The sequence below is a fragment of the Stenotrophomonas sp. SrG genome, from assembly GCF_050031795.1.
Taxonomy (GTDB): domain Bacteria; phylum Pseudomonadota; class Gammaproteobacteria; order Xanthomonadales; family Xanthomonadaceae; genus Stenotrophomonas; species Stenotrophomonas rhizophila_A.
Genome location: NZ_JBNBBE010000021.1, coordinates 45,111 through 67,518 on the forward strand (window position 1 = coordinate 45,111; position 22,408 = coordinate 67,518).

21 protein-coding genes and 1 pseudogene are annotated in these 22,408 nt (G+C 67.7%); 7 read left to right on the forward strand and 15 right to left on the reverse strand.

What is annotated here, in order from left to right; genetic code table 11:
* Positions 1-16 precede the first annotated feature (16 nt).
* Entirely contained in the window at positions 17-1,246 is a 1,230-nt protein-coding gene (locus ACQG3P_RS17035) for an acetylornithine transaminase (RefSeq protein WP_426805707.1), read from the reverse strand.
* A 74-nt stretch (positions 1,247-1,320) separates the two neighbouring features.
* Between ACQG3P_RS17035 and ACQG3P_RS17040 the strand changes: the two genes are divergently transcribed.
* Both ACQG3P_RS17040 and ACQG3P_RS17045 read left to right on the forward strand, forming a co-directional pair.
* Positions 1,321-2,193: an ion transporter gene (locus tag ACQG3P_RS17040; protein ID WP_426805708.1), complete on the forward strand. Its 873-nt coding sequence runs from the start codon at positions 1,321-1,323 to the stop codon at positions 2,191-2,193.
* A 301-nt stretch (positions 2,194-2,494) separates the two neighbouring features.
* Positions 2,495-2,887 carry a hypothetical protein gene (locus ACQG3P_RS17045; RefSeq protein ID WP_426805709.1) on the forward strand — a complete coding sequence of 131 codons (393 nt, stop codon included), beginning with the start codon at positions 2,495-2,497 and terminating at the stop codon, positions 2,885-2,887.
* A 158-nt stretch (positions 2,888-3,045) separates the two neighbouring features.
* On the opposite strand, the gene ACQG3P_RS17050 is transcribed toward ACQG3P_RS17045, so the two are convergent.
* Positions 3,046-3,888, reverse strand: a complete 843-nt coding sequence (locus ACQG3P_RS17050; RefSeq protein WP_426805710.1) for an SDR family oxidoreductase — start codon at positions 3,886-3,888, stop codon at positions 3,046-3,048.
* 86 nt (positions 3,889-3,974) lie between these two features.
* Between ACQG3P_RS17050 and ACQG3P_RS17055 the strand changes: the two genes are divergently transcribed.
* Complete coding sequence (locus ACQG3P_RS17055; protein ID WP_426805711.1) at positions 3,975-4,667, forward strand: hypothetical protein; 693 nt, start codon at positions 3,975-3,977, stop codon at positions 4,665-4,667.
* A gap of 13 nt (positions 4,668-4,680) precedes the next feature.
* Here ACQG3P_RS17055 and ACQG3P_RS17060 read toward each other — a convergent pair whose 3' ends face one another.
* Positions 4,681-4,896, reverse strand: coding sequence for a hypothetical protein (locus ACQG3P_RS17060; RefSeq protein WP_426805712.1), 216 nt, complete (start codon positions 4,894-4,896; stop codon positions 4,681-4,683).
* A 61-nt stretch (positions 4,897-4,957) separates the two neighbouring features.
* Positions 4,958-5,620: a serine/threonine-protein kinase gene (locus ACQG3P_RS17065; protein WP_426805713.1), complete on the reverse strand. Its 663-nt coding sequence runs from the start codon at positions 5,618-5,620 to the stop codon at positions 4,958-4,960.
* Positions 5,621-5,676: 56 nt separating this feature from the next.
* Between ACQG3P_RS17065 and ACQG3P_RS17070 the strand changes: the two genes are divergently transcribed.
* A complete protein-coding gene (locus ACQG3P_RS17070; RefSeq protein ID WP_426805714.1) occupies positions 5,677-7,665 on the forward strand; it encodes a bifunctional DedA family/phosphatase PAP2 family protein in 1,989 nt (662 codons plus the stop codon).
* 53 nt (positions 7,666-7,718) lie between these two features.
* On the opposite strand, the gene ACQG3P_RS17075 is transcribed toward ACQG3P_RS17070, so the two are convergent.
* From ACQG3P_RS17075 to ACQG3P_RS17085, 3 genes are all read right to left on the reverse strand, one after another.
* On the reverse strand, positions 7,719-8,330 hold the full coding sequence (locus tag ACQG3P_RS17075; protein ID WP_426805715.1) for an LON peptidase substrate-binding domain-containing protein: 612 nt from the start codon (positions 8,328-8,330) through the stop codon (positions 7,719-7,721).
* An 11-nt stretch (positions 8,331-8,341) separates the two neighbouring features.
* Positions 8,342-9,706, reverse strand: coding sequence for a UDP-N-acetylmuramate:L-alanyl-gamma-D-glutamyl-meso-diaminopimelate ligase (gene mpl, locus ACQG3P_RS17080; protein ID WP_426805716.1), 1,365 nt, complete (start codon positions 9,704-9,706; stop codon positions 8,342-8,344).
* A 285-nt stretch (positions 9,707-9,991) separates the two neighbouring features.
* A complete protein-coding gene (locus ACQG3P_RS17085) occupies positions 9,992-10,555 on the reverse strand; it encodes an adenylate kinase (RefSeq protein WP_068853913.1) in 564 nt (187 codons plus the stop codon).
* 139 nt (positions 10,556-10,694) lie between these two features.
* On the opposite strand from ACQG3P_RS17085, the gene ACQG3P_RS17090 reads away from it, so the two are divergent.
* Positions 10,695-11,951, forward strand: a complete 1,257-nt coding sequence (locus tag ACQG3P_RS17090) for a 6-phosphofructokinase (protein WP_249833055.1) — start codon at positions 10,695-10,697, stop codon at positions 11,949-11,951.
* Positions 11,952-12,013: 62 nt separating this feature from the next.
* Here ACQG3P_RS17090 and ACQG3P_RS17095 read toward each other — a convergent pair whose 3' ends face one another.
* A complete protein-coding gene (locus tag ACQG3P_RS17095) occupies positions 12,014-12,517 on the reverse strand; it encodes a hypothetical protein (protein ID WP_210130995.1) in 504 nt (167 codons plus the stop codon).
* 349 nt (positions 12,518-12,866) lie between these two features.
* Here ACQG3P_RS17095 and ACQG3P_RS17100 point away from each other — a divergent pair, with 349 nt between their 5' ends.
* Positions 12,867-14,894: a sodium-translocating pyrophosphatase gene (locus tag ACQG3P_RS17100; protein WP_093533627.1), complete on the forward strand. Its 2,028-nt coding sequence runs from the start codon at positions 12,867-12,869 to the stop codon at positions 14,892-14,894.
* 114 nt (positions 14,895-15,008) lie between these two features.
* On the opposite strand, the gene ACQG3P_RS17105 is transcribed toward ACQG3P_RS17100, so the two are convergent.
* Together ACQG3P_RS17105 and ACQG3P_RS17110 are read right to left on the reverse strand one after the other, a co-directional pair.
* Entirely contained in the window at positions 15,009-15,371 is a 363-nt protein-coding gene (locus ACQG3P_RS17105; RefSeq protein ID WP_068853917.1) for a YbaN family protein, read from the reverse strand.
* 28 nt (positions 15,372-15,399) lie between these two features.
* Positions 15,400-15,987 carry a biliverdin-producing heme oxygenase gene (locus ACQG3P_RS17110; protein ID WP_426805717.1) on the reverse strand — a complete coding sequence of 196 codons (588 nt, stop codon included), beginning with the start codon at positions 15,985-15,987 and terminating at the stop codon, positions 15,400-15,402.
* Between the two features lie 181 nt (positions 15,988-16,168).
* Between ACQG3P_RS17110 and ACQG3P_RS17115 the strand changes: the two genes are divergently transcribed.
* Positions 16,169-16,414 (forward strand): DUF2789 domain-containing protein, encoded by a 246-nt coding sequence (locus tag ACQG3P_RS17115; RefSeq protein ID WP_068854771.1) that lies wholly within the window; start codon positions 16,169-16,171, stop codon positions 16,412-16,414.
* Between the two features lie 40 nt (positions 16,415-16,454).
* Here ACQG3P_RS17115 and ACQG3P_RS17120 read toward each other — a convergent pair whose 3' ends face one another.
* The 5 genes and pseudogenes from ACQG3P_RS17120 to ACQG3P_RS17140 all read right to left on the reverse strand — a co-directional run.
* The gene (locus ACQG3P_RS17120) at positions 16,455-19,379 is read right to left on the reverse strand and encodes a TonB-dependent receptor domain-containing protein (RefSeq protein ID WP_426805718.1); all 2,925 of its coding nucleotides are present in this window, start codon (positions 19,377-19,379) and stop codon (positions 16,455-16,457) included.
* Positions 19,380-19,513: 134 nt separating this feature from the next.
* Positions 19,514-20,476 (reverse strand): FecR family protein, encoded by a 963-nt coding sequence (locus ACQG3P_RS17125; RefSeq protein ID WP_426805719.1) that lies wholly within the window; start codon positions 20,474-20,476, stop codon positions 19,514-19,516.
* 76 nt (positions 20,477-20,552) lie between these two features.
* Positions 20,553-21,053 (reverse strand): RNA polymerase sigma factor, encoded by a 501-nt coding sequence (locus tag ACQG3P_RS17130; protein WP_426805720.1) that lies wholly within the window; start codon positions 21,051-21,053, stop codon positions 20,553-20,555.
* 54 nt (positions 21,054-21,107) lie between these two features.
* Positions 21,108-21,776: a DUF5074 domain-containing protein gene (locus tag ACQG3P_RS17135; protein ID WP_426805721.1), complete on the reverse strand. Its 669-nt coding sequence runs from the start codon at positions 21,774-21,776 to the stop codon at positions 21,108-21,110.
* 44 nt (positions 21,777-21,820) lie between these two features.
* A pseudogene (locus ACQG3P_RS17140) lies at positions 21,821-22,408 on the reverse strand (helix-turn-helix domain-containing protein); the annotation flags it as partial.

The following is a 22,408-nucleotide window of genomic DNA, read 5'->3' on the forward strand; positions in this document are numbered from 1 at the left end:
AGTCGGCGGCCCTTCCTCAACGCGACGCGATGAACGACTGCACCGCAGCCCGCAACCGCTTCAGGCCTTCGGCAATCTCTTCATCGCTGATGTTCAACGCCGGCACGAACCGCAGCACATCCGGCCCCGCCTGCAGCGTCAACAGCCCATGCTCGGCAGCATGATCCAGGATCGCCCCGGCCTGCCCGGCGAAATCCTTGTCCAGCACCGCGCCCAGCATCAGGCCGCGGCCGCGCACCTGGCTGAACACCTTGAACTCGTCATTGATTTTCCCCAGCCCATCGCGCAGCGCCTGCGACTGGCGGCTCACGTTGCGCGCGATCTCCGGCGACGACAATTTACGCAGCGCCACGCGCGCCACCGCCGCCGCCAGCGGGTTGCCGCCGAAAGTGGTGCCGTGCGCACCGAACTGCATGGTCTCCGCCACCTTTGGCCCCGCCAGCATCGCGCCGATCGGGAAGCCGCCACCCAGCGCCTTGGCCAGGGTCACGATGTCCGGTTTGATCTCGTCCTGCCAGTGCGCGAACAGGGTGCCGGTGCGGCCCATGCCGACCTGGATCTCATCGAGCACCATCAGCGCGTTGTGCTGGTCGCACAGCTCGCGGATGCGCTTCATGAAGCCCGGCTTGGCCGGCATCACCCCGCCTTCGCCCTGGATCGGCTCCAGCATCACCGCAGCGACGTCGCCGGCGGCCATCGCCGTTTCCAGCTGCACTTCATCGTTGAAGTCCACATAGCGGAAGCCACCGGGCAGCGGCTCGTAGCCTTCCTGGTACTTCGGCTGTGCGGTGGCGGTCACCGCCGCCAGGGTGCGGCCATGGAAGCTGCCACGGAAGGTCACGATGACGCGCTGGTGGGCCGGACGGCCCTGCGAGGAGGCCCACTTGCGCACCAATTTGATCGCCACTTCGTTGGCTTCGGCGCCGGAATTGCACAGGAACACGCGCTCGGCGAAGCGCGAGGCGGTGACCAGCTCCTCGGCCAGGCGCAACGGCGGTTCGCTGTAGAACACGTTGCTGGTGTGCCACAGCTTGCCGGCCTGCTCGATCAGCGCGGCCTTCAGGTCCGGATCGTTGTGGCCCAGGCCGCACACGGCAATGCCGGCGGCCAGGTCGATGAACTCACGGCCCTGGTTGTCCCAGACGCGGGCGCCCTGGCCGCGTTCGAGCACCACCTGGCGCGGCTTGTACACCGGCAGGTAGTAATGCGACAGGGACAGGAGCGGATCGGGGGCAGCAGCGGTCATGGCGGTCAGGGGTCCGAGGGGTCCGGGAAGGGGGTCCATTCTCCCCCTCCACCGGCTGGGGCACAATGCGGCCCATGCACCCCCTGCGCGCCCCCCAGCTGAACCCCGCCACCGACTCCGGCTGGCGCCGGACCTGGTTCGACATCATCTACCGCCACGACACCCGGCCGTCGCGCAATTTCGACCTGCTGCTGGTCTACGCCATCATCGCCAGCGTGCTGGTGGTCATGTTCGACAGCGTGCAGCGTTTCCACATCGAGCACGCCAGCTGGCTGTACGTGGTCGAGTGGGGGTTCACGATCCTGTTCACCGCCGAATACCTGCTGCGGCTGGTGGTGGTGAAGCGGCCGCTGCGCTATGCCTTCAGCATCTGGGGCATCATCGACCTGGCCTCGATCCTGCCCACCTACCTGTCGCTGTTCATCCCCGGCGCGCAGAGCCTGCTGGTGGTGCGTGCGCTGCGCATCCTGCGCGTGTTCCGCATCCTCAAACTGACCCGCTACATCGAAGAAAGCGGCGTGCTGATGGAATCGCTGTGGCGCAGCCGGCGCAAGATCCTGTTGTTCCTGTTCACGGTGATCACCATCACGATCATCGCCGGCACCCTGATGTACGTGATCGAGGGGCCGAACCATGGCTTCACCAGCATTCCCAGCGCGATGTACTGGGCGGTGGTGACGATGGCGACGGTGGGCTTTGGCGACATCGTGCCGCAGACGGTACTGGGCCGCTTCGTGACCTCGGTGCTGATCCTGATCGGCTACAGCATCATCGCCGTGCCCACCGGCATCTACACCGCGGAGCTGGCCAATACCATGCGCGATGCCGAGCGCGCGTCCAAGCGCGATGCGCGCGGGTGCCCGGCATGCGGGCTGGAAGGGCATGAGCCGGATGCGAAGCATTGCCGCCAGTGCGGTGAGAGCCTGCCGGAGCCGATGAACACGTAGAGCCACGCCCTGCGTGGCTGCTCTTCGTATTGGGGTCATGACGTCGGGCAGGCGGCTGCGTCCTGGGTAGGCGGCGGAGGCGCGTTGGCAACTGAAATCCTGCGTCTGCGGACGCTTTGCCGCGCTGCGTGCGATTGCCACGCATGGCGTGGCACTACGAATACCAAGGTGTGCCAAAAGAGTGTGCGAAGGTAAAAGCTCAACATGCCTTGCCCCGGCCCGGGACACGACTTGATTCAAAATGATCAGAATCTGGAAGGCTATTGCCACTCTCCAGCGGACACTATGCGCCCGTTGATACGTGCCCGCCGAAGTCATGCAAGCTGCCCATCCTTCCACTCAGTCCCCCCTGTACTCGTCGAGCACCCTGGCCAGTTCACGCGTCGAATCGACCTCGGCCGCCTTGGCTCCCTCTGCGGCTGCGCCGATCACGGTGAACAATTCGGCCGTGATTGAGGCGCGGACCACGGTGATTGACGCGCGGGCCGCGCTCGACCGCACGAATCAATGGGAGCGTGATGTGCTTGAAGCCGTCCCACCTGGTGAATCGCGCGATGAGATGCTGCACGTGGCGACCGTGGCCAAAGAGCGGGCGATGAACGGACTGATCGCCGCCGAGAACAATCTTCGTGTTCTCGAGAATGTGGCTGAACGTCGCAGGGAAATGGTCATGACGTTTGTCAACAGTCTGTGACCGGCGTCGTGCCCCAAGCTGACGCGGATTTTCCCTGGCGCATGGCAAGGCGCTCATCAAAGTGACGCCCATCCGTCATGGGGCGCGGCGTGGCTCCACGCATTTTTCGTGCGCAGGACGATGGCGACAGCCAAAACGGAGCACGCCGTGACGCGCGATCAATCCAGGAACAGATCGGGCATCAGCGGGCGCGTCGGATCTACGGCATAGCCGGTCAAGTCCGTGATGCCGGCTTCGGCCAGTACCTCATCATCCAGCAGGAACTTTCCGCTGAAACCTGCCGCCTCGCGGGTCAGGACCGCATGCGCGGCGTCGGCCAGGATCTCCGGTGTGCGGCAGCCGCCCACGTCCACGCCGGGAATCATGTTGATTGCGTCAGTTGCGATCACCGTGCGCGGCCACAGCGCGTTGACGGCCACGCCCTGCGGCCCGAACTCTGCCGCCAGGCCCAGCGTGACGAAGCTCATGCCCATCTTGGCCAGCGTGTAACCGGTATGCGGGGCCCACCACTTCGGGTCCAGGCTCGGCGGCGGCGCCAGGGTGAGGATGTGCGGGTTGGGCGCCTGCAGCAGGTGCGGCAGGCAGGCCTGCGCGCACAGGAAGCTGCCGCGCGAATTGACCTGCTGCATCAGGTCGAACCGCTTCATCGGCGTATCCAGCGTGCCGCGCAGCCAGATCGCGCTGGCGTTGTTGACCAGGATGTCGATGCCACCAAAGGTATCCACGGCGGCGGCCACCGCCGCGCGCACCTGGTCTTCATCGCGGATGTCGCATTTCAGTGCCAGGCCCTGCCCCCCCGCAGCGGTGACCGCTTCGGCGGCGCTATGAATGGTGCCCGGCAGTTTCGGATTGGGGACCGCAGACTTGGCGGCGATCGCCACGTTGGCGCCATCGCGCGCAGCGCGCAACGCAATTGCTAGGCCGATACCGCGCGATGCGCCGGTGATGAATAGGGTCTTCCCTTGCAGACTGGCCACGTCGATCAACTCCTGCGGTCTCATGATCGGCCAAGTATGCCGCGCCCACGCGCAATTAACCGCCCCTTGACGATAGTTACTGCCCCGGTTACTGCTGCGAGGTATTCACCATGCGCCGTTCCCGCTGTTTGTTCATTGCCCTCGGCGTGGTCCTGGTCGCCACCGCCTGCCAACGCGAGCCGACCGCCGCCGCGCCCGATGCAGCACCTGCTGGCACCGCCAACACCCCCACCGCTCAATCACCCGCCAACGGCACCCTGCGCTGGAGCAACGCGGTGGTCTGGAGTGGCGACCTCAATGCCTGCCGCCAGGGCGAAGCCGCGGCCACCCGCGAGTGCTTGATGAAGGCGATGCTGGCCGGGGGTGCGAGTGACGATGCCGTCACCGCCGCCGAGCAGCTGAGCAGTGCCGGCGAGCTGGCCCATGTGGTCGCCTGGCATGACCAGGATGGTGTCGGCGTGGCGACCGTCAACTACCCGTTCCGCGCCAACACCAACGAAGGCACGCGGCTGATCGATGCCAGCGGCAAGCGCATTGACGTGGACAATGTGCAGCTGGACGACACGCTGCGCGCCGACCCGGCCGTACAGGCGCTGCTGGCCACCGATCCGCAGGCGACACCTTTCGCCCCGGCGCAGGCGGCGGGCACCGCCCCACTGGACGGCGGCGGCGTTCGCCTGCTGTACCGCACGCCACTTCGCGAGTGCCACGCCTGCCCCGACCTGGGAAGCATCCAGATGGGCTATGACTTCGACGCCAAGCGTAATTTCATCGCGCAGCAGCTGGTGCCCGTGGCACCGTAAGCATATTGGTGCATCAGAGTCCGTAGAGGGAATCGAAGAATTCCCTCCACAGCCGTGCAACCCGTTGCCGTGCCCCGCGACCCAGCGCGGCAACGACGGTTGCGACTGCTGCGCATACCAAGAGAACACCACACACCATCAGCCCCATCCAGCCGGGCATGGCGTAATACGCCCAGATGCCGAGCGCGAGCGCTGCCAGTGCGAGGGCTATGTGGACCGTCTTGTGCATGGTTAATTTCCTTATCCCAGGATGCCTGCGCCGCTCCATGTCCGGTACCTGCCACGCCAGGTCACGGCTTCGGCCCCTGCCCTTCATTGTCTTCCCAGTGGAGGATCTTCCGGGTCACGAACCGGTACACCGGCTTGCCGGTGCGGAACCACAGGTCGCGCACCCACGAGTGGCGCTTGAGTACGCGCTTTTCCACCGGGGTCAGTGACTCGCGGCAGTACATGCGCTTGTGCTTGAGCAGGTGGCGCAGGTCTTCGCGGGCCAGCAGGCGCATCCAGCGCGAGCGCGGGTTGCCGATCACGGCCAGCTGGAAGTCGATCAGCGCTGGGCTGCCGTCTTCGCGCACCAGCCAGTTCGCTTCCTTGGCCAGGTCGTTGTGGGCGATGCCGTGGCGGTGCACCCGCTGCAGCAACCGACGTGCGGCGCGGAAGTAGGCTACGTCGCCACGCGGCGGGCGCTGGTACATGGCGTCGCCGGCCATGAAGCTGCGGTCCAGCCAGCGGCCGTTCCAGGCCAGCAGCGCCGGGGTGTCGGGCATGCCATTCAGATGCGCCAGCGCGCGGGCTTCACGCCGGGCCAGCCACCAGGCCGGCAGCCGCAGCCACCACGGGGTGGCGCCCAGGTCGCGGCGGACGAAGCGCGTGCCGCCCTCCTCCATCAGCAGGATGCGGCCAAAACTGTCGGCCTTGAGGGCGTGTGCGGCAGGCGGGAGCGGGCGATTCATGCCGGCCATTCTAGCTGGCCGGGAGTCAGTCACTTTGGCCCCTCTATAATCCCCCGATGGACTCGTCATGGATCGATGCCACGCTTGCGTGGATCTCAGCTCACCCCGTGCTTGCCGGTGCGGTCATCTTCCTCATCGCCTTCTGCGATGCCGTCATCGTGCTTGGCGCCATCGTGCCCGCGCTGCCGCTGCTGTTCGCAGTGGGCGTGTTCATCGGCCTGGGCCAGATCTCCGGACCGTACGCCGTGGCGTGCGCGGCGCTGGGTGCGTTCGCCGGCGATGGCATCAGCTACTGGATCGGCCGGCGCTGGGGTGACCGGCTGCGCGGCTTCTGGCCGTTCAGCCGCTACCCGCAGCTGCTCGACCGTGGCGAGACGATGTTCCGCCGCAATGCCTTCAAGAGCATCCTGGTGGCGCGCTATGTGGGCGCGATCCGTCCGTTCGTGCCGGCCATCGCCGGCATGATGAACATGCCGGCCATGCGTTATGTGCAGGCCAGCGGCATCGCCAGCCTGTCCTGGGCGGTGCTGTTCCTGGCCCCGGGCTGGGTGCTGGGCGAGGCCTACGACGCGGTGGCCGCCGTGGCCGGGCGGCTGGTGATGGTGCTGGCATTGGTCGGCGTGGTGATGGGCGTGGTCTGGGCGATCGTGCTGTACGGCTACCGCTGGTCGGCCGCGCGCATGGACAACTGGCTGGCCGGCCTGCTGCGCTGGTCGCAGCGCCACCCCACGCTGGGTCGCTACTCGGTGTCGGTGTTCGACCCCCAGCGCCGTGAATCGGTACCGCTGGCGATGCTGGCATTGATGCTGCTGTTGCTGGGCTGGTGCTGGTTCGCCTTGCTGATGGCGGTGGTGGCCCACGGCGAACCGCTCAGCCTGGACCTGGCCGTGCACCAGGCGATGCTGGCGCTGCGCAATCCGCTGGCTGATTACCCGATGGCGGCACTGGCCTCGCTGGGCGCCTGGCCGGTATTGCTGCCTGCCACGGCAGTCACCATGGGCTACCTGATCTGGCGCCGGCGCTGGATGGCGGCCGCGCACTGGCTGGCCGCACTGGCCTTCGGGCTGGCGCTGACCAAGCTGCTGGGCGCCACGGTGACCGTGGTGCGTCCGCCGGGGGCGAGCAGCGGCTTCGGCTTCCCGTCGGTGTCGGTGACCATGGCCACTATCACCTTCGGTTTCTTTGCGGTACTGATCGCGCGCGAGCTGCCCGGCCGCACCCGTGTGTGGCCGTACCTGCTGTCGGGCATCATCGTCAGCCTGATCGGCTTCTCGCGGCTGTACCTGGGCGCGCACTGGCTGAGCGACGTGGTCGGCGGGATGCTGTTCGGCATCTTCTGGCTGCTGGTGCTGGGCATCGCCTACCGCCGCCGCTTCAACCGCTCGTTCTGGGTCAAGCCGGTGTCGTGGCTGTTCTACGGTACTTTCGCGGTGGCCGCGTTGTGGTATGCGCCGCGCAATACCGAGGCGAAGCTGGAGCGTTTCGAGCCGGCCCAGCCGGCGCCGGCCAATGTGGCCGCGCAGGACTGGTGGGGCAGCCAGTGGCGCGCCCAGCCTTCGCGCCGCAATGAATTCGATGATGACCAGCGCTGGCCGCTGGACGTGCAGGTGGCCGGGCCGCTGGCGCCGCTGCGCGAGCGCCTGGAAAGCCAGGGCTGGCGCGTGCAGCCGCAGGCCGGTTGGGAACAGGCGCTGCTGATGCTGGACAAGTCGGCCACCCCGGACGAAGTGCCGGTGCTGCCGGCCACGCTGGATACGCAGGTTGAATCGCTGCTGCTGCTGCGCCCGGGCAATGCGCCCAACGAGATCTTCGCGCTGCGCCTGTGGCCGGCCGCTACCCAGCTGCAGCCAGGCGACCAGCCGCTGTGGCTGGGCAGCGCGCAGACGCTGCACTACCAGCACTTCCACCTGATCGGGATGTGGCGGCCGATGCGCGGCATCGATCCGTCGCTGAAGGCGGTGCGCGAGGCGCTGGAAGGGTTGCCGCAGGAGGTCGGAACGCATCCTGAGACCGGCATGCCGGTGTTGCGCGTGCGGACGTATTGAGAGCGATCACGACCAACGGTCGTGATCTACCGGTCGGGGTCACCCGGTTCGGGTTACCAGTTCTCGTCGATCGGCGTTGAGTTGGCCGGCATCCAGCGCAGCAGCGCGTCAAGGCGCTGGTGCGGGTCGTCGTGCTGCAGCAGCTGCAGGCGCTGCGATTCCTCCAGCGGCAGCAGTTCGGCCAGCCGCCAGCCGACCCAGGCGGCCTGGTCCAGCAGCGCCGGATGCGCGGGCGCGAACGCGGTGCCGGCCTGTTCGATGATGTGGCCCAGCACGGTGGACAGCAGCGCATGTTCCGGGCGCAGTTCGTCGTCGTGGTCGGGCGTGCTCCATTCCACCTCGGCCATGATCAGGCCGTTGTCGCGCACCCGCACCTGGCGCACATGGAACCGGCGATGGCCACGCAGGCGCAGCACCAGCACGCCGTCGTCGCCCATGTCGAAATCCTCAATGCGCGCTTCCACCCCGTGCGCGGCCGGGGTGGCCGGGGCCCCGACTTCATCACCGTCCAGGATCAGGCAGACCCCGAAGTGGGTGTTGTTGCGGCTGCACTCGCGCAGCATGTCCAGGTAGCGGCGCTCGAACACGCGCAGGCCCAGCGTGGCGCCGGGCAGCAGCACCGCGTGCAGCGGGAACAGCGGCAGCGTGGCAACGGAATCGGTCATGGCCAACCCGATCACCGCGCCTGCAGCTGGGCCAGGAAGCGGCGCGGCGCGCCGTCGAAGCCGCCATTGGACATGAACACCACATGGTCGCCCGGCTGCACGGTGGCACCCAGTCGTGCCAGCAGTGCGTCGGTATCGGGCACGGCGTGCGCGTCGCCGCGCACGGCGGCGATCACGCTGGCCGCATCCCAAGCCAGTTCCGGCCGGTGCAGGAACACCACCGCGTCGGCCAGCGCCAGCGAAGGGGCCAGCGCATCAGCGTGTGCGCCCAGCCGCATCGAGTTGCTGCGCGGTTCCATCGCAACCACGATGCGGCGCGCGCCGACCTTGGCGCGCAGGCCTTCCAGCGTGGTGCGGATGGCGGTGGGATGATGGGCGAAGTCGTCGTAGACCGTGATGTCGTCGGCCACGCCGATCACTTCCATGCGCCGCTTGACGCTGCGGAACTGCGCCAATGCCGGGATCACGCTGGCCGGCGCAACGCCTACCGCGTGCGCGGCCGCCAACGCGGCCAGGCCGTTGAGCACGTTGTGGCGGCCCAGCAGCGACCAGCGCACTTCGCCCAGCGCCACGCCACGGTGGTGCACGATGAAGGCGCTGCCGTCGGCATTGACCAGTTCGGCATGCCATTCCAACCCGGGATCGAAACCGAAGCGTTCCACCGGCGTCCAGCAACCCATCGCCAGCACTTCGGCCAGGTAGGTGTCTTCGCCGTTGACGATCAGCCGTCCGCGCGCGGGCACGGTGCGCACCAGGTGGTGGAACTGGCGCTGGATCGCGGCCACGTCCGGGAAGATGTCGGCGTGGTCGTATTCGAGGTTGTTGAGGATCGCCACCAGCGGGCGGTAGTGCACGAACTTGCTGCGCTTGTCGAAGAACGCCGTGTCGTACTCGTCGGCCTCGACCACGAACTCGCGGCCCTGCCCCACCCGTGCGGACACGCCGAAATCCTCGGCCACGCCGCCGATCAGGAAGCCCGGCTCACGGCCAGCGGCCTGCAGCAGCCAGGTCAGGATGGTGGTGGTGGTGGTCTTGCCGTGGGTACCGGCCACGGCCAGCGTGTCGCGGCCCGGCAGCACCTGTTCGGACAGCCACTGCGCTCCGGAGATGTAGCGCTGCCCGGCATCCAGCACCGCCTCCACGGCCGGGTTGCCACGCGACAACGCGTTGCCGACCACGACTTCATCGCAATCGCGGGCCACGCTGTCGGCGCGATAGCCCGGGTCCAGGGCGATGCCCAGCTGTTCCAGCTGGGTGGACATCGGCGGATAGATCGCCTGGTCGCTGCCACGGACCGTATGGCCCAGTTCCCGCGCCAGGGCGGCCACGCCGCCCATGAAGGTGCCGGCAATTCCAAGAATGTGGATCGTGCTCATCACCCGATTGTCGCCTATCGCCAACAGCAGCGGGTAGAGCCAGGTCCTGCCTGGCTGCGAACAACGATCGAAAAGGATGTCGGGGTGTCAGGGAATTCCCGATAGCGGCGTACTGTGAACACGTACACAATTCAGCGCGCCAGCCGCACTACCCCCGATGGTCCTACTCCCCAAGAGGCCGTCCCCAGGGGGGGCTCATGGTGTGGGGCCCTGAGCAGGCCCGATCGCTGGCGCTCTACACCGCACGCCCGGTTCCGATAGGACCGGGCGTGCGCGTGTAGGTTGTCAGCGCTTGAGCGCTGCCTGGATGCGCGCTTCCACGTCGGCAAGCTCGCCAACGCCATCAACGCGCGCCAGGGTGCCGCGGCCCGCATAGAAATCCACCACCGGCGCGGTCTGGTCGGTGTAGACCTGCAGGCGCTTGCGCACCGATTCGGGATTGTCATCGGCGCGGCCCTGTTCCTGGGCGCGGCCGGCAATGCGCTCGACCAGCAGTTCGCTAGGCACATCCAGCTGCACCACCGCATCCAGCGGCTGGCCGATCTTGGCCAGCACGGCGTCCAGCGCGTTGGCCTGCGCCACGTTGCGCGGGTAACCGTCCAGGATGAAGCCATTGGCCACGTCTGCCTGGCCCAGGCGCGATTCCAGCATGCCCAGCAGGATGTCATCGGACACCAGGTTGCCGGCATCCATCACGGCCTTGGCCTGCTTGCCCAGCTCGGTGCCGGCAGCCACTTCGGCGCGCAGCAGGTCACCGGTGGAAATGTGCGCAATGTTCAGGTGTTCCTTCAGGCGCGTCGCCTGCGTCCCCTTGCCCGAACCGGGCGGTCCCAACAGAACCAATCGCATCAACCTGACTCCAACTTGGTAAAAAACGGAAGGGCGCGCGCCCGGGATTGTCCACAATCACGCTGCACCGCAATACGCGCACTTTACCTCATACCGGTAATGTCCCTGCAATGTCCTTCCCCCCGACAAAGGTCCCACCATGTCCAAAGGTACCCTGCTGTACGCCCAGTCAGGCGGCGTCACCGCCGTCATCAATGCCACCGCCTCGGCGGTGATCAGCACCGCCAGGGCCAAGGGAATCAAGGTCTTGGCCGCGCGCAACGGCATCCTGGGCGCGCTGCGCGAGGAGCTGATCGACACCTCGAAGGAGTCGGCGGCGGCGATTGCGGCGCTGGCCCATACCCCCGGCGGCGCCTTCGGCTCCTGCCGCTACAAGCTCAAATCGCTGGAGGCCGACCGGGCCCGCTACGAGCGGCTGCTGGCGGTGCTGCGCGCCCACGACGTGCGCTGGTTCCTCTACAACGGCGGCAACGATTCGGCCGATACCGCCTGGAAGGTGTCCCAGCTGGCCAAGGCCTTCGATTACGACCTCACCTGCATCGGCGTGCCCAAGACCATCGACAACGACCTGGCGGTGACCGACACCTGCCCGGGCTTCGGTTCGGCGGCCAAGTACACCGCCGTGTCGGTGCGCGAGGCGGCGCTGGACGTGGCGGCCATGGCCGAAACCTCCACCAAGGTGTTCGTGTACGAGGCCATGGGCCGGCATGCGGGCTGGCTGGCGGCTGCGGCCGGGCTGGCCGGAAACGGACCGGACGAAGCCCCGCATATCATCCTGCTGCCCGAGCGCGCCTACGACGAAGCCGCGTTCCTGGCCAAGGTGAAGCAGGTGGTGGAACGCGTGGGCCACTGCGTGGTGGTGGCCTCCGAAGGCATCCAGACCGCCGATGGCCGGTTCGTGGCAGATGCCGGCGGCGGCAAGGATTCGTTCGGGCACACCCAGCTGGGCGGGGTGGCCTCGCAGTTGGCCGCGCGGGTCAAGGACACGCTGGGCTACAAGGTGCACTGGACCCTGCCCGACTACCTGCAGCGCTCGGCCCGGCACATTGCCTCGAAGACCGACTGGGAACAGGCGCAGGCGGTGGGCAAGGCGGCGGTGCAGTACGCGCTGAAGGGCCAGAACGCGGTGATGCCGGTGATCGTGCGCAGCAGCGACGCCCCGTACCGCTGGAAGATCGAGCCGGCGCCGCTGCACAAGGTGGCCAACCACGAGAAGAAGATGCCGGCCGGCTTCATCCGCCGCGATGGCTTCGGCATCACCGACAAGGCCCGCGCGTACCTGTCGCCGCTGATCAAGGGCGAGGCACCGCTGCCCTACGGCACCGATGGACTGCCGAAGTACGTGACCCTGAAGAATGTGGCGGTGAAGAAAAAGCTGCCGGCATTTGAGGCGTAACGGGCCTGCGGGCACTGTGCAGCCACGCAGTGCGTGGCTCTACGGGCTTTTTGTTGCGCGCGTTACGGGCAGGCCTTGCCTTCCACGGTCATCTTCGCCGCGAACATCGGAATCTCCGCGATCTGGCCGGCAGCGGCCTGCTTCTTGGCCTCTTCCAGGTAGATGCGCGACTGGCCCTGGCCATCGAGCTGCAGCTTCTGTTCCATCGGCAGGCGCCAGACCCTCACTACTGCCTGCTGGGTGGGACAGGCCGCGCTGGGCACGCGGATCACGTCGTTGAGCTTCCAGCCTTTGGCTTCGCTGGGCTGCGCTTTGTCGAAGTCGACGAACTTCGCGCGTGGCTGGCACTGCTCGCTGGTGCGGGCGACCACGAACCGGTAGGGCTGCGCTGCGTCGCCGGTGAAGGTGCCTTCCAGGCGGGCGCAGGCTTCGGGGATCTGGCGCAGGGTGTGGGTGACGTTCACTGCCTGAGCTGCGCCGACCGGACGCTGGCGTTCGGGGGTTTCGGCGGCAGTAGCCGCAAGGGCAGGAAGCAGGGCCAGCAGGATGAGGTGGCGGGGGGACATGCGGGAAGCCTCCGTTGGGGTGGAGTGAGGGTGGCTTGGGGGGGATGAACGGTGTGGCAAGGGGGCGCACGCGGACTGATGGGATTGCGCCAACCGCGGAGCCGACCAACGATCGGCGCTACAACCTCGTGCGCCTTGGATCAGGGCTTCGTTGGGCTGTTCGGCGCAAGCGCTGGGCAGAGGCGATGATTTCACTGCATACTCGGGGGCACCAGGGATTGCTGAACAAAGCCACACGCTTGATGACCGGGTACGGTCTGAACGGGTTGGTCCATCGTTGCAGCCCGTTGTGCCCCGCGTGGTGAGGTTCGTCCGTCAACTGGATGCCATCCATCACCCGGGAGGGGACATGCTGGAACGTTATGGGCTTTCTCTGGCGCTGTTCTGCGCCATTCTCGCGATTCTCTACGGCATCGTGTCGGCACGCTGGATCCTCCGGCAACCGGCGGGCAATGCCCGGATGCAGGAAATCGCCGCCGCCATCCAGGAAGGCGCGCGCGCCTACCTCAACCGCCAATACCTCACCATCGGCATCGCCGGCGCGGTGCTGTTCGTGCTGGTCGGCATTTTCCTCAGCTGGTACACCGCAATCGGGTTCGCGATCGGTGCGGTGCTGTCCGGTGCGGCCGGCTACATCGGCATGAACGTGTCGGTGCGGGCCAACGTACGCACCGCCGAAGCGGCACGCCATGGCCTCAGTGCCGCCATGGACGTGGCGTTCCGTGGCGGTGCGATCACCGGCATGCTGGTGGTCGGGCTGGGCCTGCTCGGCGTGGCCGGCTATTACGCACTGCTGCTGCGGATGGGGCTGGACACTGCCGCAGCGCTGCATGCGCTGGTTGGATTGGCATTCGGCTCCTCGCTGATTTCGATCTTCGCCCGGCTGGGCGGCGGCATCTTCACCAAGGGTGCCGACGTGGGCGCGGACCTGGTCGGCAAGGTCGAAGCCGGCATTCCCGAGGACGACCCGCGCAACCCGGCGGTGATTGCCGACAACGTGGGCGACAACGTCGGCGACTGCGCCGGCATGGCTGCCGACCTGTTCGAAACCTACGCGGTGACGGTGATCGCCACCATGCTGCTGGGCAGCCTGATGATCGCCGAAGCCGGTCGCAACGCGATCCTGTATCCACTGGTACTGGGCGGGGTGTCGATCATCGCGTCGATCATCGGCGCGCTATTCGTCAAGGTGAAGCCGGGCGGCTCGATCATGGGCGCGCTGTACAAGGGCGTGATCGTGTCGGGCGTGCTGGCCGCCATCGCCTTCTACCCGATCACCCTGCAGCTGATGCCGGACAACGCCCACGGGGCAACGAACCTGTACATCTGCGCGCTGATCGGGCTGGTGCTGACCGGGCTGATCGTGTGGATCACCGAGTACTACACCGGCACCCAGTACAAGCCGGTGCAGCATGTGGCACAGGCCTCCACCACCGGGCACGGCACCAACATCATCGCTGGCCTGGGCGTGTCGATGAAGTCCACCGCGCTGCCGGTGATCGCGGTGTGCCTGGCGATCTGGCTGGCGCACCTGCACGGCGGGTTGTACGGCATCGCCATCGCGGCCACCGCGATGCTGTCGATGGCCGGCATGATCGTGGCGCTGGATGCGTACGGGCCGATCACCGACAACGCCGGCGGCATCGCCGAAATGGCCGAGCTGCCACCGGAGATCCGCAACATCACCGATCCGCTCGATGCGGTGGGCAACACCACCAAGGCGGTGACCAAGGGCTATGCGATCGGTTCGGCGGCACTGGCCGCGCTGGTGCTGTTCGCCGATTACACCCACAACCTGCAGGCCGCGCACCCGGGTGAAGTGTTCGCCTTCGACCTGTCCGACCACACGGTGATCATCGGCCTGCTGATCGGCGGGTTGATCCCCTACCTGTTCGGCGCGATGGCGATGGAAGCGGTTGGCCGCGCCGCCGGTGCGGTGGTGGAAGAGGTGCGCCGGCAGTTCCGCGAGATTCCCGGGATCATGGAAGGCACCGGCAAGCCGCAGTACGACCGCGCAGTGGACATGCTGACCCGCTCGGCGATCCGCGAAATGATCGTGCCTTCGCTGTTGCCGGTCGCGGTGCCGGTGGTGGTGGGCCTGCTGCTGGGGCCGCGTGCGCTGGGCGGGCTGTTGATCGGCACCATCGTGACCGGCCTGTTCGTGGCGATCTCGATGACCACCGGCGGCGGTGCCTGGGACAACGCCAAGAAGTACATCGAAGACGGCCACTTCGGCGGCAAGGGCAGCGAGGCGCACAAGGCCGCGGTGACCGGCGATACCGTGGGTGATCCCTACAAGGACACCGCCGGCCCGGCGATCAATCCGCTGATCAAGATCATCAACATCGTGGCGCTGCTGCTGGTGCCGTTGTTGTAACGCCTATCGGGTCCCCGACCAAGGTCGGGGACCCCAGACCAGGCGACCACGGATATGATCCTGCGCACGCAACCCGCCGTGCGTGTCCCATGGGGTGTCGCCTGGCCCGCACCATCACGGCAACGGCGTCGGCCGCGACAACACGTAGGCCGCGCTTGCGGCGAAGAACAGCCCGACGCCAAGCAGCAACGGCCACGACGGCCTCGCGCCCCAGCAGAACATCGCAAACCCGAATGCCATGCCGCCGGCGGCAAATGCCTTGCCCTTGCGACTTACCGCGCCCTGCTCGCGCCAGGCGCGCAGCGACGGGCCGTAGCGCGGATGCTCCAGCAGTTTGCGCTCGAAGCGCGGTGAGCTGCGCGCGAAGCAACCCACTGCCAGGATCAGGAAGATGGTAGTGGGCATCACCGGCAACAGCGCGCCGATCACCCCCAGCGCCACCATCACCCAGCCCAGGCAGAACCAGAGCCAGCGCATCAGCGCGCCCCGTCGCGCACGGCCCTGCTCATGCGAATTCCAGCTCCACGTGATCGTGCACGCTGCGGAACGCGGCATCGGCCGCATCGATCATCTGCTGCTCTTCGACGTCGGTGAGTACGACGCGGTCCAGCGCGGCGGTGAACTCGCGCCAGTGGCGTGCGGCACCATCGGGATGCGCGGCCAGGTGGCGGGCGCCGAAGTCCGCATCCAGGCCCAGCTGCGCGGCCATCTTGTACAGGATGGTGCCGCCCAGGTTGGAGCCTTCAGCCACGTACAACCAGCCCAGTGCGGCAGCCAGTGGCAGGTCCGGGTCCAGCCGCAGCGGCACCGGGGCCGGCAGGGTCTGTTCCAGATCGCGCAGGTCGCGGGTGACCTGCGGCAGCCGCCGGCGTTCGGCCAGGTCGGGCAGCAGCGCATCCAGCGCGGCGTTGGCGTACAGGCCATCGATATCGCGGTGGAAGCGGTACTGGACCCGCAGGAAGCGCGCGAACCGCCCACGGTCGGCGAAGATCTCGCCGGCCATGATGCGCTTGTCCAGCGCGCCGTGGCTGTCTCGGGTGGCGGCCTTCAGGCGCTGGCTGCGGGTCGCTTCAAGGGTATCGGTGGCGTTCATGGCGTTCTGGCAGAAAGAAGGTGGCAGCGCCGGGCAAGGTCCGGCACAGGGATAAGACGCCTGTCGCGCAGACTACCCCAACCCGGATTGCCGGTGCTGCCCTCCCCCCCATTCCGGCGATGCCATCCTCACCTTGGGGTGTTGATAATGGAGCATTCTTCCGCCCACAAGGATTGCCATGATGGACACCACCGAATCGCGCATGACCAACCTGTTCGAGCAGTTGGGGTTGGACTCCAGCCCGGAGGCCATTGCGGCGTTCATCCGGGCGCACCAGCTGCCCGGCGACGTGACCTTGGCCGAAGCCACTTACTGGAGCGATGCGCAGCGTCAGTTCCTGCGCGAAGAGCTGAAGGAAGATGCGGATTGGGCGATCGTGGTAGATGAGTTGAACGAGGCGCTGCACGCGGATGCGACCGCCCGTTAGCGTACGCGCGAGCCGGGCAGAGCCCGGCTCGCGGGTTTTCTCAATACCGCCAAGTGACCGCCAGGCGCATGATCCGGCCAGGGGCCGGCATCACGCCCAGTGCGAGCGGGTCGAGGTAGTAGCGGTCGGTCAGGTTGTCCACGTTGAAGTCGACCGCCAGCTGCTCGCTGGCCTGCCAGCTGGCGAACACGTCCACGATGGTCGCCGGCTGGTACAGCTGCTGGATCGCCGACAGGCCCACGTTCCATTCCTTGTCCAGTTTGCTGATCGGACCGCTGTTGTGGATCACGCGGGTGCCGAAGCTCAGCCGCTGGTCCAGCAGCCGTGAGCCCAGCGTCAGGTTGACCGTGTAGCGCGGCGGATTCTGGGTGTTGCTGTAGGACCCCTCGAACCCACCGTCGACGCAGTCCGGTGTGTTGGCCAGTTCCTCGTTCTTTCGCTGCACGCCGTATGCGCGGCGCTCGGCGGCGATGTCCGGGGCGCAGGTCTTGGCTTCGAAGTAGTAATGCGCCGACAGATCGGCGAACACCTTGCCGGCGTCATAGCTGGACTGGAACTCCAGCCCGGAGACCTTGAAGCGGTCGATGTTGCGGATATAGCCGGCCGACAACGTGCGGTAGTCGCGCGTGATCAGGTCGTCGATGCGGGTGTTGAAATAGGCCAGCTTGAACGCAGCCTGGTCGCCTTCGGCAAACAGATCATGGCGCACGGTGCTGGCGCCCACTTCCCAGGTGCCCGCGCGCTCGGGCTTGAGTTCGCCGCCCACCGGCTTGGCCGCGGTGAACAGGCCCAGGGTGCTTTCGAACAGGCTGGGCAGCTTCACGCCTTCGGCGTACTTGAGGTAGACCAGGCTGTCTTCATCGGCGTGCCAGGTGACGCTGGCGGTGGGCATGAACGCGTTGTCGGTACGGCGGATCGGCTGCGACCAGGTCCAGCTGGTGGGCACGACCAGGTCTTCGGTGGCGGTGACATCGTGGAAATTCCAGCCGGTGATGTCGGCCACCGTGCCCTTCTTGTACGGCGAAGCCAGCAGCGAGGCCTCGGTGAACTGGCCGTTCGCATCCGGGTACCAGTTGAGCATGGCGATCCGCTGCGCGCGCCAGGCCGGCAGCGCCGGGTTGCCGTTGAGCAGCTGGGTATAGCGGTACTGGCCGATCACTTCCTCGGTTTCCGGCGTGGCCAGGCGGTTGCGGTCGTGGATGCTGACGCGGTTGAAGCGGCCACCCACCAGGATGTCCCAGCGCTCGCCCGGCTGCCATTTCATCGAGGCCACCGCGCTGTATTCCCTGCGCGTGGCATTGCGCAGGAAGCGGTTGTTGACCAGGTCGTCGTGCATGATCGGCGCGCTCTCGCCCGGGCCCACGTCTTCATCGCTGAAGGACAGCCCGTAGTCGAAGGTGAACAAGCCGGCGCTGTCGGTAGTCATCACCGTGGTGTTGGACACGTCCAGGCCGAACCGCGTCTGGCTCATGTCGTTGCGGTAGGCATCCTTGTAACCGGGGTCGGTGTTGAAGGTCGGGCCGTCATACCATTCGGTGCGGCGGTCGAAGTACCACGGGGTGATGCCGGTCAGGCCGTTGTACATCAGGCTGTCGGCCTCGGTGTACCAGAGGTTGGCCTTCAGGTCGACGATGTCGTTGCCCGGGTTGAAGCGGTAGCGCAGGTTGTAGGCATCCAGGTCCACGCTGCCCGGCTCCCACTGCGGCACGCGGTCGCGGTCCACGCGGATGATCTGCGAGGCCATGATTTCACCCTGGCGGCCGCTGTAGTGGCGGTAGCCGGCCTCCAGCGTCTGCACGTCATCGATCCGCCAGGTGCCCTTGAGCAGCACCGAGTTGGACTTGGAGGAGGTGTTGAACACTTCGGTGTTGGGCGGGTTCAACGGTGCCAGGGTGCGCCGGGTCTGCGGGAAATCGTCGTAGCCATGCTTGCCCGAATAGTAGTTGCCGGTATCGCGCCACGCGTAGGCCGCCACCAGGTCAAAACTTTCCCAGTGCTTGCCGCCGGCGATGTTGAAGAACTGCCCGCCGAGGCTGCTGCGGTCGGTACCGGGGGTGCCGTTGTAGGCGGGAAGGTCACGCGCGCTGCCGTTGGAGATGCCGCTGCGCACGCGCAGGCCGGCGTCCTGGCCGTCGCGCAGCACGTCGCCGATGTTCAGCGTTTCCATTTCCACCACGCCGCCGATGCCGCCCGACGCATTGGCGCCCAGGCTGGGGCCCTTGGTCACGGTGAGGCTGGAAATCAGATCCGGGTCGAGGTAGGTGCGCTGCGACTGGCCGGCATAGCCGCGGTAGGTGTCCATGGTGGACTGCCCGCCGTCGATGATCACCGGGATGCGGCTCTGGCCCTGGATGCCACGGATGTTGAGATCCAACGCGTTGGCCGTGCGCGGATCACCGGCGGTCACGCCGACCACGCCCTTGACGATGTCGGCGGTGGAGGTGCCACGGAAGCGCTCGAGGGTGGTCCGTGGCACATACACGCTCGAACCGCTGCTGCGGTACTGCTCGAGCGCACGCTCGGCGGTGCCTTCGGCGCTGGCCTGGTCACCGGCCACGCGCAGGGGCGCGGTGTGGATCACGCCATCCTGGCCCTGGCCGCGCGGCGCGCGTTCCAGGGTGACCGCGCCCGGCCCCAGCGCGCGCGGTGCCAAGCCACTGCCCTGCAGCAGCTGCGCCAGTGCGGCCTGCGCATCCAGCGCGCCGTATACCGCGGTGGAGCTGGCACCGTTGACGAGTGCGGCCGGGTAGGCCATCTGCACACCGGACTGGCGCATGTAACTGCGCAGCGCATCGGCCAGCGGTTGGGCGGGGATATCGAAGGGGCGGGTGGCGGCCAGTGGGGCGGTGTCGCCGGACTGGCCCAGTGCCGGCAACGCGGTGGCCGAGGCCAGGCCGGCGGCCAACAACGCGGTGCACAGGCGGGACGGGCGCAGCATCGGCGCCGGTCGGGAAATGGGAAGCATGTTGAAACCTGTTCAGAGGCGATGCCGCGAAAGCACGGCTTCCCCGCACGGGGTGCGGGCGCTGCGACGTACGTGGCGGCGGCGGGTACGTTCGGGGGTAAGACGTGCGGGGCGATCCCTTCCCCAAGGCGCATTCAGCGCGCGGGGGTGGCGCTCACGATCGCCACGCCCATCGGCAGGCGGGTGATGCGCAGCCCGGCCGACATCGCCAGCGCATCCAGCGCCTGCTCGGGCTGGTCCACGCGCAGTGCGGCGTTGACGGCGGGCAGCGACGACAGGTCGCCGCGCACGAACGTGGGGCCCTGGCGATAGGGGGCAATCTGCGCGACCGCGTCGGCCACGCCGCTGGCATCGAGCAGCAGCTCGCCGTCGCGCCATGCGGCAATGCGGTCGGGGGCCAGGTCGTCATGGCGCACCACCCGGCCGCCGGGCGCAAAGCCGGCGCGCTGGCCAGCCAGCAGGTAGGTCCAGCCGCCGTTGGGCGAGGCCGCGACGCGGACCTGGCCCTGCGAGACTTCCGCTTCCACTCCCCGCGGGGTGCTGGCCACCGCGAACGCCGTGGCGATGTCCTCCACCACACCGTCCTGTGCGGTCACCTGGAACGGCTGCGCGCGCCCGGGCGCAACTTCGAACCAGGCGCGCCCGCGCAGCAGGCGGATGCTGCGGCGCTGGTCGTCATAGTCCACGGCAATCGCCGAATCGGCATCGAGCACCGCGCGGCTGCCATCGGGCAGCGCGAGCGTGACCACTTCGTGGCTGCTGCGGTAATCGGCACGCAGGCGCAACCAGGCTTCGGGTGACACCCACACCAGCGCCAGCGCGGCGGCAGCGGCCAGCACCAGACGGGGAACGCGACGACGGCGGACATGCGAACGCTTCGCCGCCGCCGGCGGCTGCGCCACGGCCTGCCACAGCTGGCGCTCGTATTCGAACGCGCGGCGGTGCCCGGGCAGGCTGAGCCAGTGTTCGAAGGCCTGCATTCGCGGCGCGTCCACGGCGCCGGAGGCCAGCCAGGTGATCCACGCCTGCGCCTGTTCGGCAAGCAGGTCGGGCGAGGTGGGCGCGGTCGGGTCGGTAGGCAGGTCGTGCGGGCTCATGGCTGGCAAGGGTGCGAAGGGCAGCGCCGATACCATCAAGACGTGTGGGAACGGCACTTCCCCAAGCCCCCGCGCCTCACCGCCCGCTGCGCGCCCATGCCAGCCGCTGCAACGCAGCGCGTACATGGTTTTCCACGGTCGTGACCGACACGCTACGGCGCCGGGCAATTTCCGCCTGGGTCAGCCCCTGCAACCGGTTGAGGCGGAAGATCGTGCGGGTCGGTTCGGGAAGGTGGTCGGCGGCGGCGAGCACGCGCTGCAGCTCGTCCTGGGCCATGGCCTGTTCTTCCGTGGACAGCACTTCATCCGGCCCCCACAGGTAGTGGTCGGCCAACAGCCGCGTCTGGCGGCTGCGTTCCCGGCCCTGGTCGGTGGCCAGGTTGGTGGCCAGACGGTACAGATAGGCCCGCGGGTTGTCGATGGTCACCCCGGCATCCACCCCGCGCGCCTTGAACCAGATGGCCTGGATCACGTCTTCGGCACTGCCGTCGCTGCCCAGTATCCGCTGCACCCGACGCAGCAGCGCCGGGCGTTCGCGGATCAACAGGTCGGTCAGGGTGGATGCGTTGGAGGACATGCAGAGGGGGCCCGGTGCGGCGGCATCTTACCCCTCAAATGAGAATGCGTCACGTTAAGTGCGCGGCCGGCGCACCGCCCGCACCTTGCCGCTGCGCCCGCCGCCGGCGTAGAACAGGCCCGCGCCATCGGCCTCCAGACCGCTGACATGCATGCCCTCGGGCATGCGCAGCTGCTCCAGCACCTGCCCGCTCTGGGCATCCACGCGGCGGATGTCGCTGCGCTCGCCATCGTCGGTACCATGCCAGAGCTGGCCATCGACCCAGGTGACGCCGGTGACGAAGCGGTCCGATTCAATCGTGCGCAGCACCTCGCCCGTGGCCGGATCCACCTGGTGGATGCGGCGTTCGCGGTATTGCCCCACCCACAGGCTGCCTTCGGCCCAGGCCATGCCCGAATCGGTGCCGCCGCCAGGCGCGGGAATCGAGGCCAGCACGTTGCCGGTCTGCGGGTCGATCCTGTCGATGCGCGCTTCGGCGATCTGGTAGAGGTGGGTACCGTCGAACGCGGTGCCCGCATCGCAGGGCACGGCCAGCGTGCGTACCGGGGCGCCGCTGTCCGGATCGAAGGCCAGCAGCGCCGGGCCGGTGGCGGCCCAGACATGGCGGCCATCGAAGCTGACGCCGTGGATGCAGTCGGCGCTGTCAAAGGGACCATATTCGCGGGCCACCTCGGCGTCGTGCACGTGCGGGGCAGCGGTGGGGTTCAGCGTTCCAGTGTTCATTGCAGCATCTCCTGGCACATCGGTAGGGGTGCCTGGCAACCACCCTAGTCGCCCGGCAGCGCGGCCGGGAGTAACAAGATCGTCGTGAATCCGGACAGCGGCGTGGCCCACCAGCGCTGCGTGCGCCCGCGCCCGGTCGCGCGTGCCTGGCCGGTGCTTTCCAGTGCCGCCAACGCGCGCTGCACCGTGCGCTGGCTGGTGCCCAGCGCCAAGGCCAGTGCCGAACTGGACCAGGCCGCCCCATCGGCCAGCAATGCGGCAACGGCGCCCTGCTCGCCTTCGATCGGAGGCGCCAGCACCACCACCGCGATGCCGGGCGCGGCTACCAGGCGGTAGCCGTTGGCGGTCGCTTCCACCGACAGCAGTCCCTTCACCGCAGCGCGGACGCGCCCCATTTCCACCCGGAGCCGCGCGCGGTGGCTGTCGTCGCCATCACGCGTGCGGAATACCTCGGCAATCAACACGTCGCGGTCGACATCCCCCGGCCACGCCTGGCCGAGGGCACGCAGCAGCGCAAACAGCAGCGGCCGGCGTGCCAGTGACCGCCAGCGCCCTCCCATCCACACACCGCGGCGGCAGCCATCGACCACACAAACCGGTGAGGCCAACAGGTCCTGCACGGCCTGTAGACA

Excerpts from the sequence above, each read along its gene's own strand:
- ACQG3P_RS17035 (WP_426805707.1), bottom strand. The coding sequence starts at position 1,246 with ATGACCGCTGCTGCCCCCGATCCGCTCCTGTCCCTGTCGCATTACTAC.
- ACQG3P_RS17040 (WP_426805708.1), top strand. The coding sequence starts at position 1,321 with ATGCACCCCCTGCGCGCCCCCCAGCTGAACCCCGCCACCGACTCCGGC.
- ACQG3P_RS17050 (WP_426805710.1), bottom strand. The coding sequence starts at position 3,888 with ATGAGACCGCAGGAGTTGATCGACGTGGCCAGTCTGCAAGGGAAGACC.
- ACQG3P_RS17055 (WP_426805711.1), top strand. The coding sequence starts at position 3,975 with ATGCGCCGTTCCCGCTGTTTGTTCATTGCCCTCGGCGTGGTCCTGGTC.
- ACQG3P_RS17060 (WP_426805712.1), bottom strand. The coding sequence starts at position 4,896 with ATGCACAAGACGGTCCACATAGCCCTCGCACTGGCAGCGCTCGCGCTC.
- ACQG3P_RS17065 (WP_426805713.1), bottom strand. The coding sequence starts at position 5,620 with ATGAATCGCCCGCTCCCGCCTGCCGCACACGCCCTCAAGGCCGACAGT.
- ACQG3P_RS17070 (WP_426805714.1), top strand. The coding sequence starts at position 5,677 with ATGGACTCGTCATGGATCGATGCCACGCTTGCGTGGATCTCAGCTCAC.
- ACQG3P_RS17075 (WP_426805715.1), bottom strand. The coding sequence starts at position 8,330 with ATGACCGATTCCGTTGCCACGCTGCCGCTGTTCCCGCTGCACGCGGTG.
- mpl (WP_426805716.1), bottom strand. The coding sequence starts at position 9,706 with ATGAGCACGATCCACATTCTTGGAATTGCCGGCACCTTCATGGGCGGC.
- ACQG3P_RS17085 (WP_068853913.1), bottom strand. The coding sequence starts at position 10,555 with ATGCGATTGGTTCTGTTGGGACCGCCCGGTTCGGGCAAGGGGACGCAG.
- ACQG3P_RS17090 (WP_249833055.1), top strand. The coding sequence starts at position 10,695 with ATGTCCAAAGGTACCCTGCTGTACGCCCAGTCAGGCGGCGTCACCGCC.
- ACQG3P_RS17095 (WP_210130995.1), bottom strand. The coding sequence starts at position 12,517 with ATGTCCCCCCGCCACCTCATCCTGCTGGCCCTGCTTCCTGCCCTTGCG.
- ACQG3P_RS17100 (WP_093533627.1), top strand. The coding sequence starts at position 12,867 with ATGCTGGAACGTTATGGGCTTTCTCTGGCGCTGTTCTGCGCCATTCTC.
- ACQG3P_RS17105 (WP_068853917.1), bottom strand. The coding sequence starts at position 15,371 with ATGCGCTGGCTCTGGTTCTGCCTGGGCTGGGTGATGGTGGCGCTGGGG.
- ACQG3P_RS17110 (WP_426805717.1), bottom strand. The coding sequence starts at position 15,987 with ATGAACGCCACCGATACCCTTGAAGCGACCCGCAGCCAGCGCCTGAAG.
- ACQG3P_RS17115 (WP_068854771.1), top strand. The coding sequence starts at position 16,169 with ATGGACACCACCGAATCGCGCATGACCAACCTGTTCGAGCAGTTGGGG.
- ACQG3P_RS17120 (WP_426805718.1), bottom strand. The coding sequence starts at position 19,379 with ATGCTTCCCATTTCCCGACCGGCGCCGATGCTGCGCCCGTCCCGCCTG.
- ACQG3P_RS17125 (WP_426805719.1), bottom strand. The coding sequence starts at position 20,476 with ATGAGCCCGCACGACCTGCCTACCGACCCGACCGCGCCCACCTCGCCC.
- ACQG3P_RS17130 (WP_426805720.1), bottom strand. The coding sequence starts at position 21,053 with ATGTCCTCCAACGCATCCACCCTGACCGACCTGTTGATCCGCGAACGC.
- ACQG3P_RS17135 (WP_426805721.1), bottom strand. The coding sequence starts at position 21,776 with ATGAACACTGGAACGCTGAACCCCACCGCTGCCCCGCACGTGCACGAC.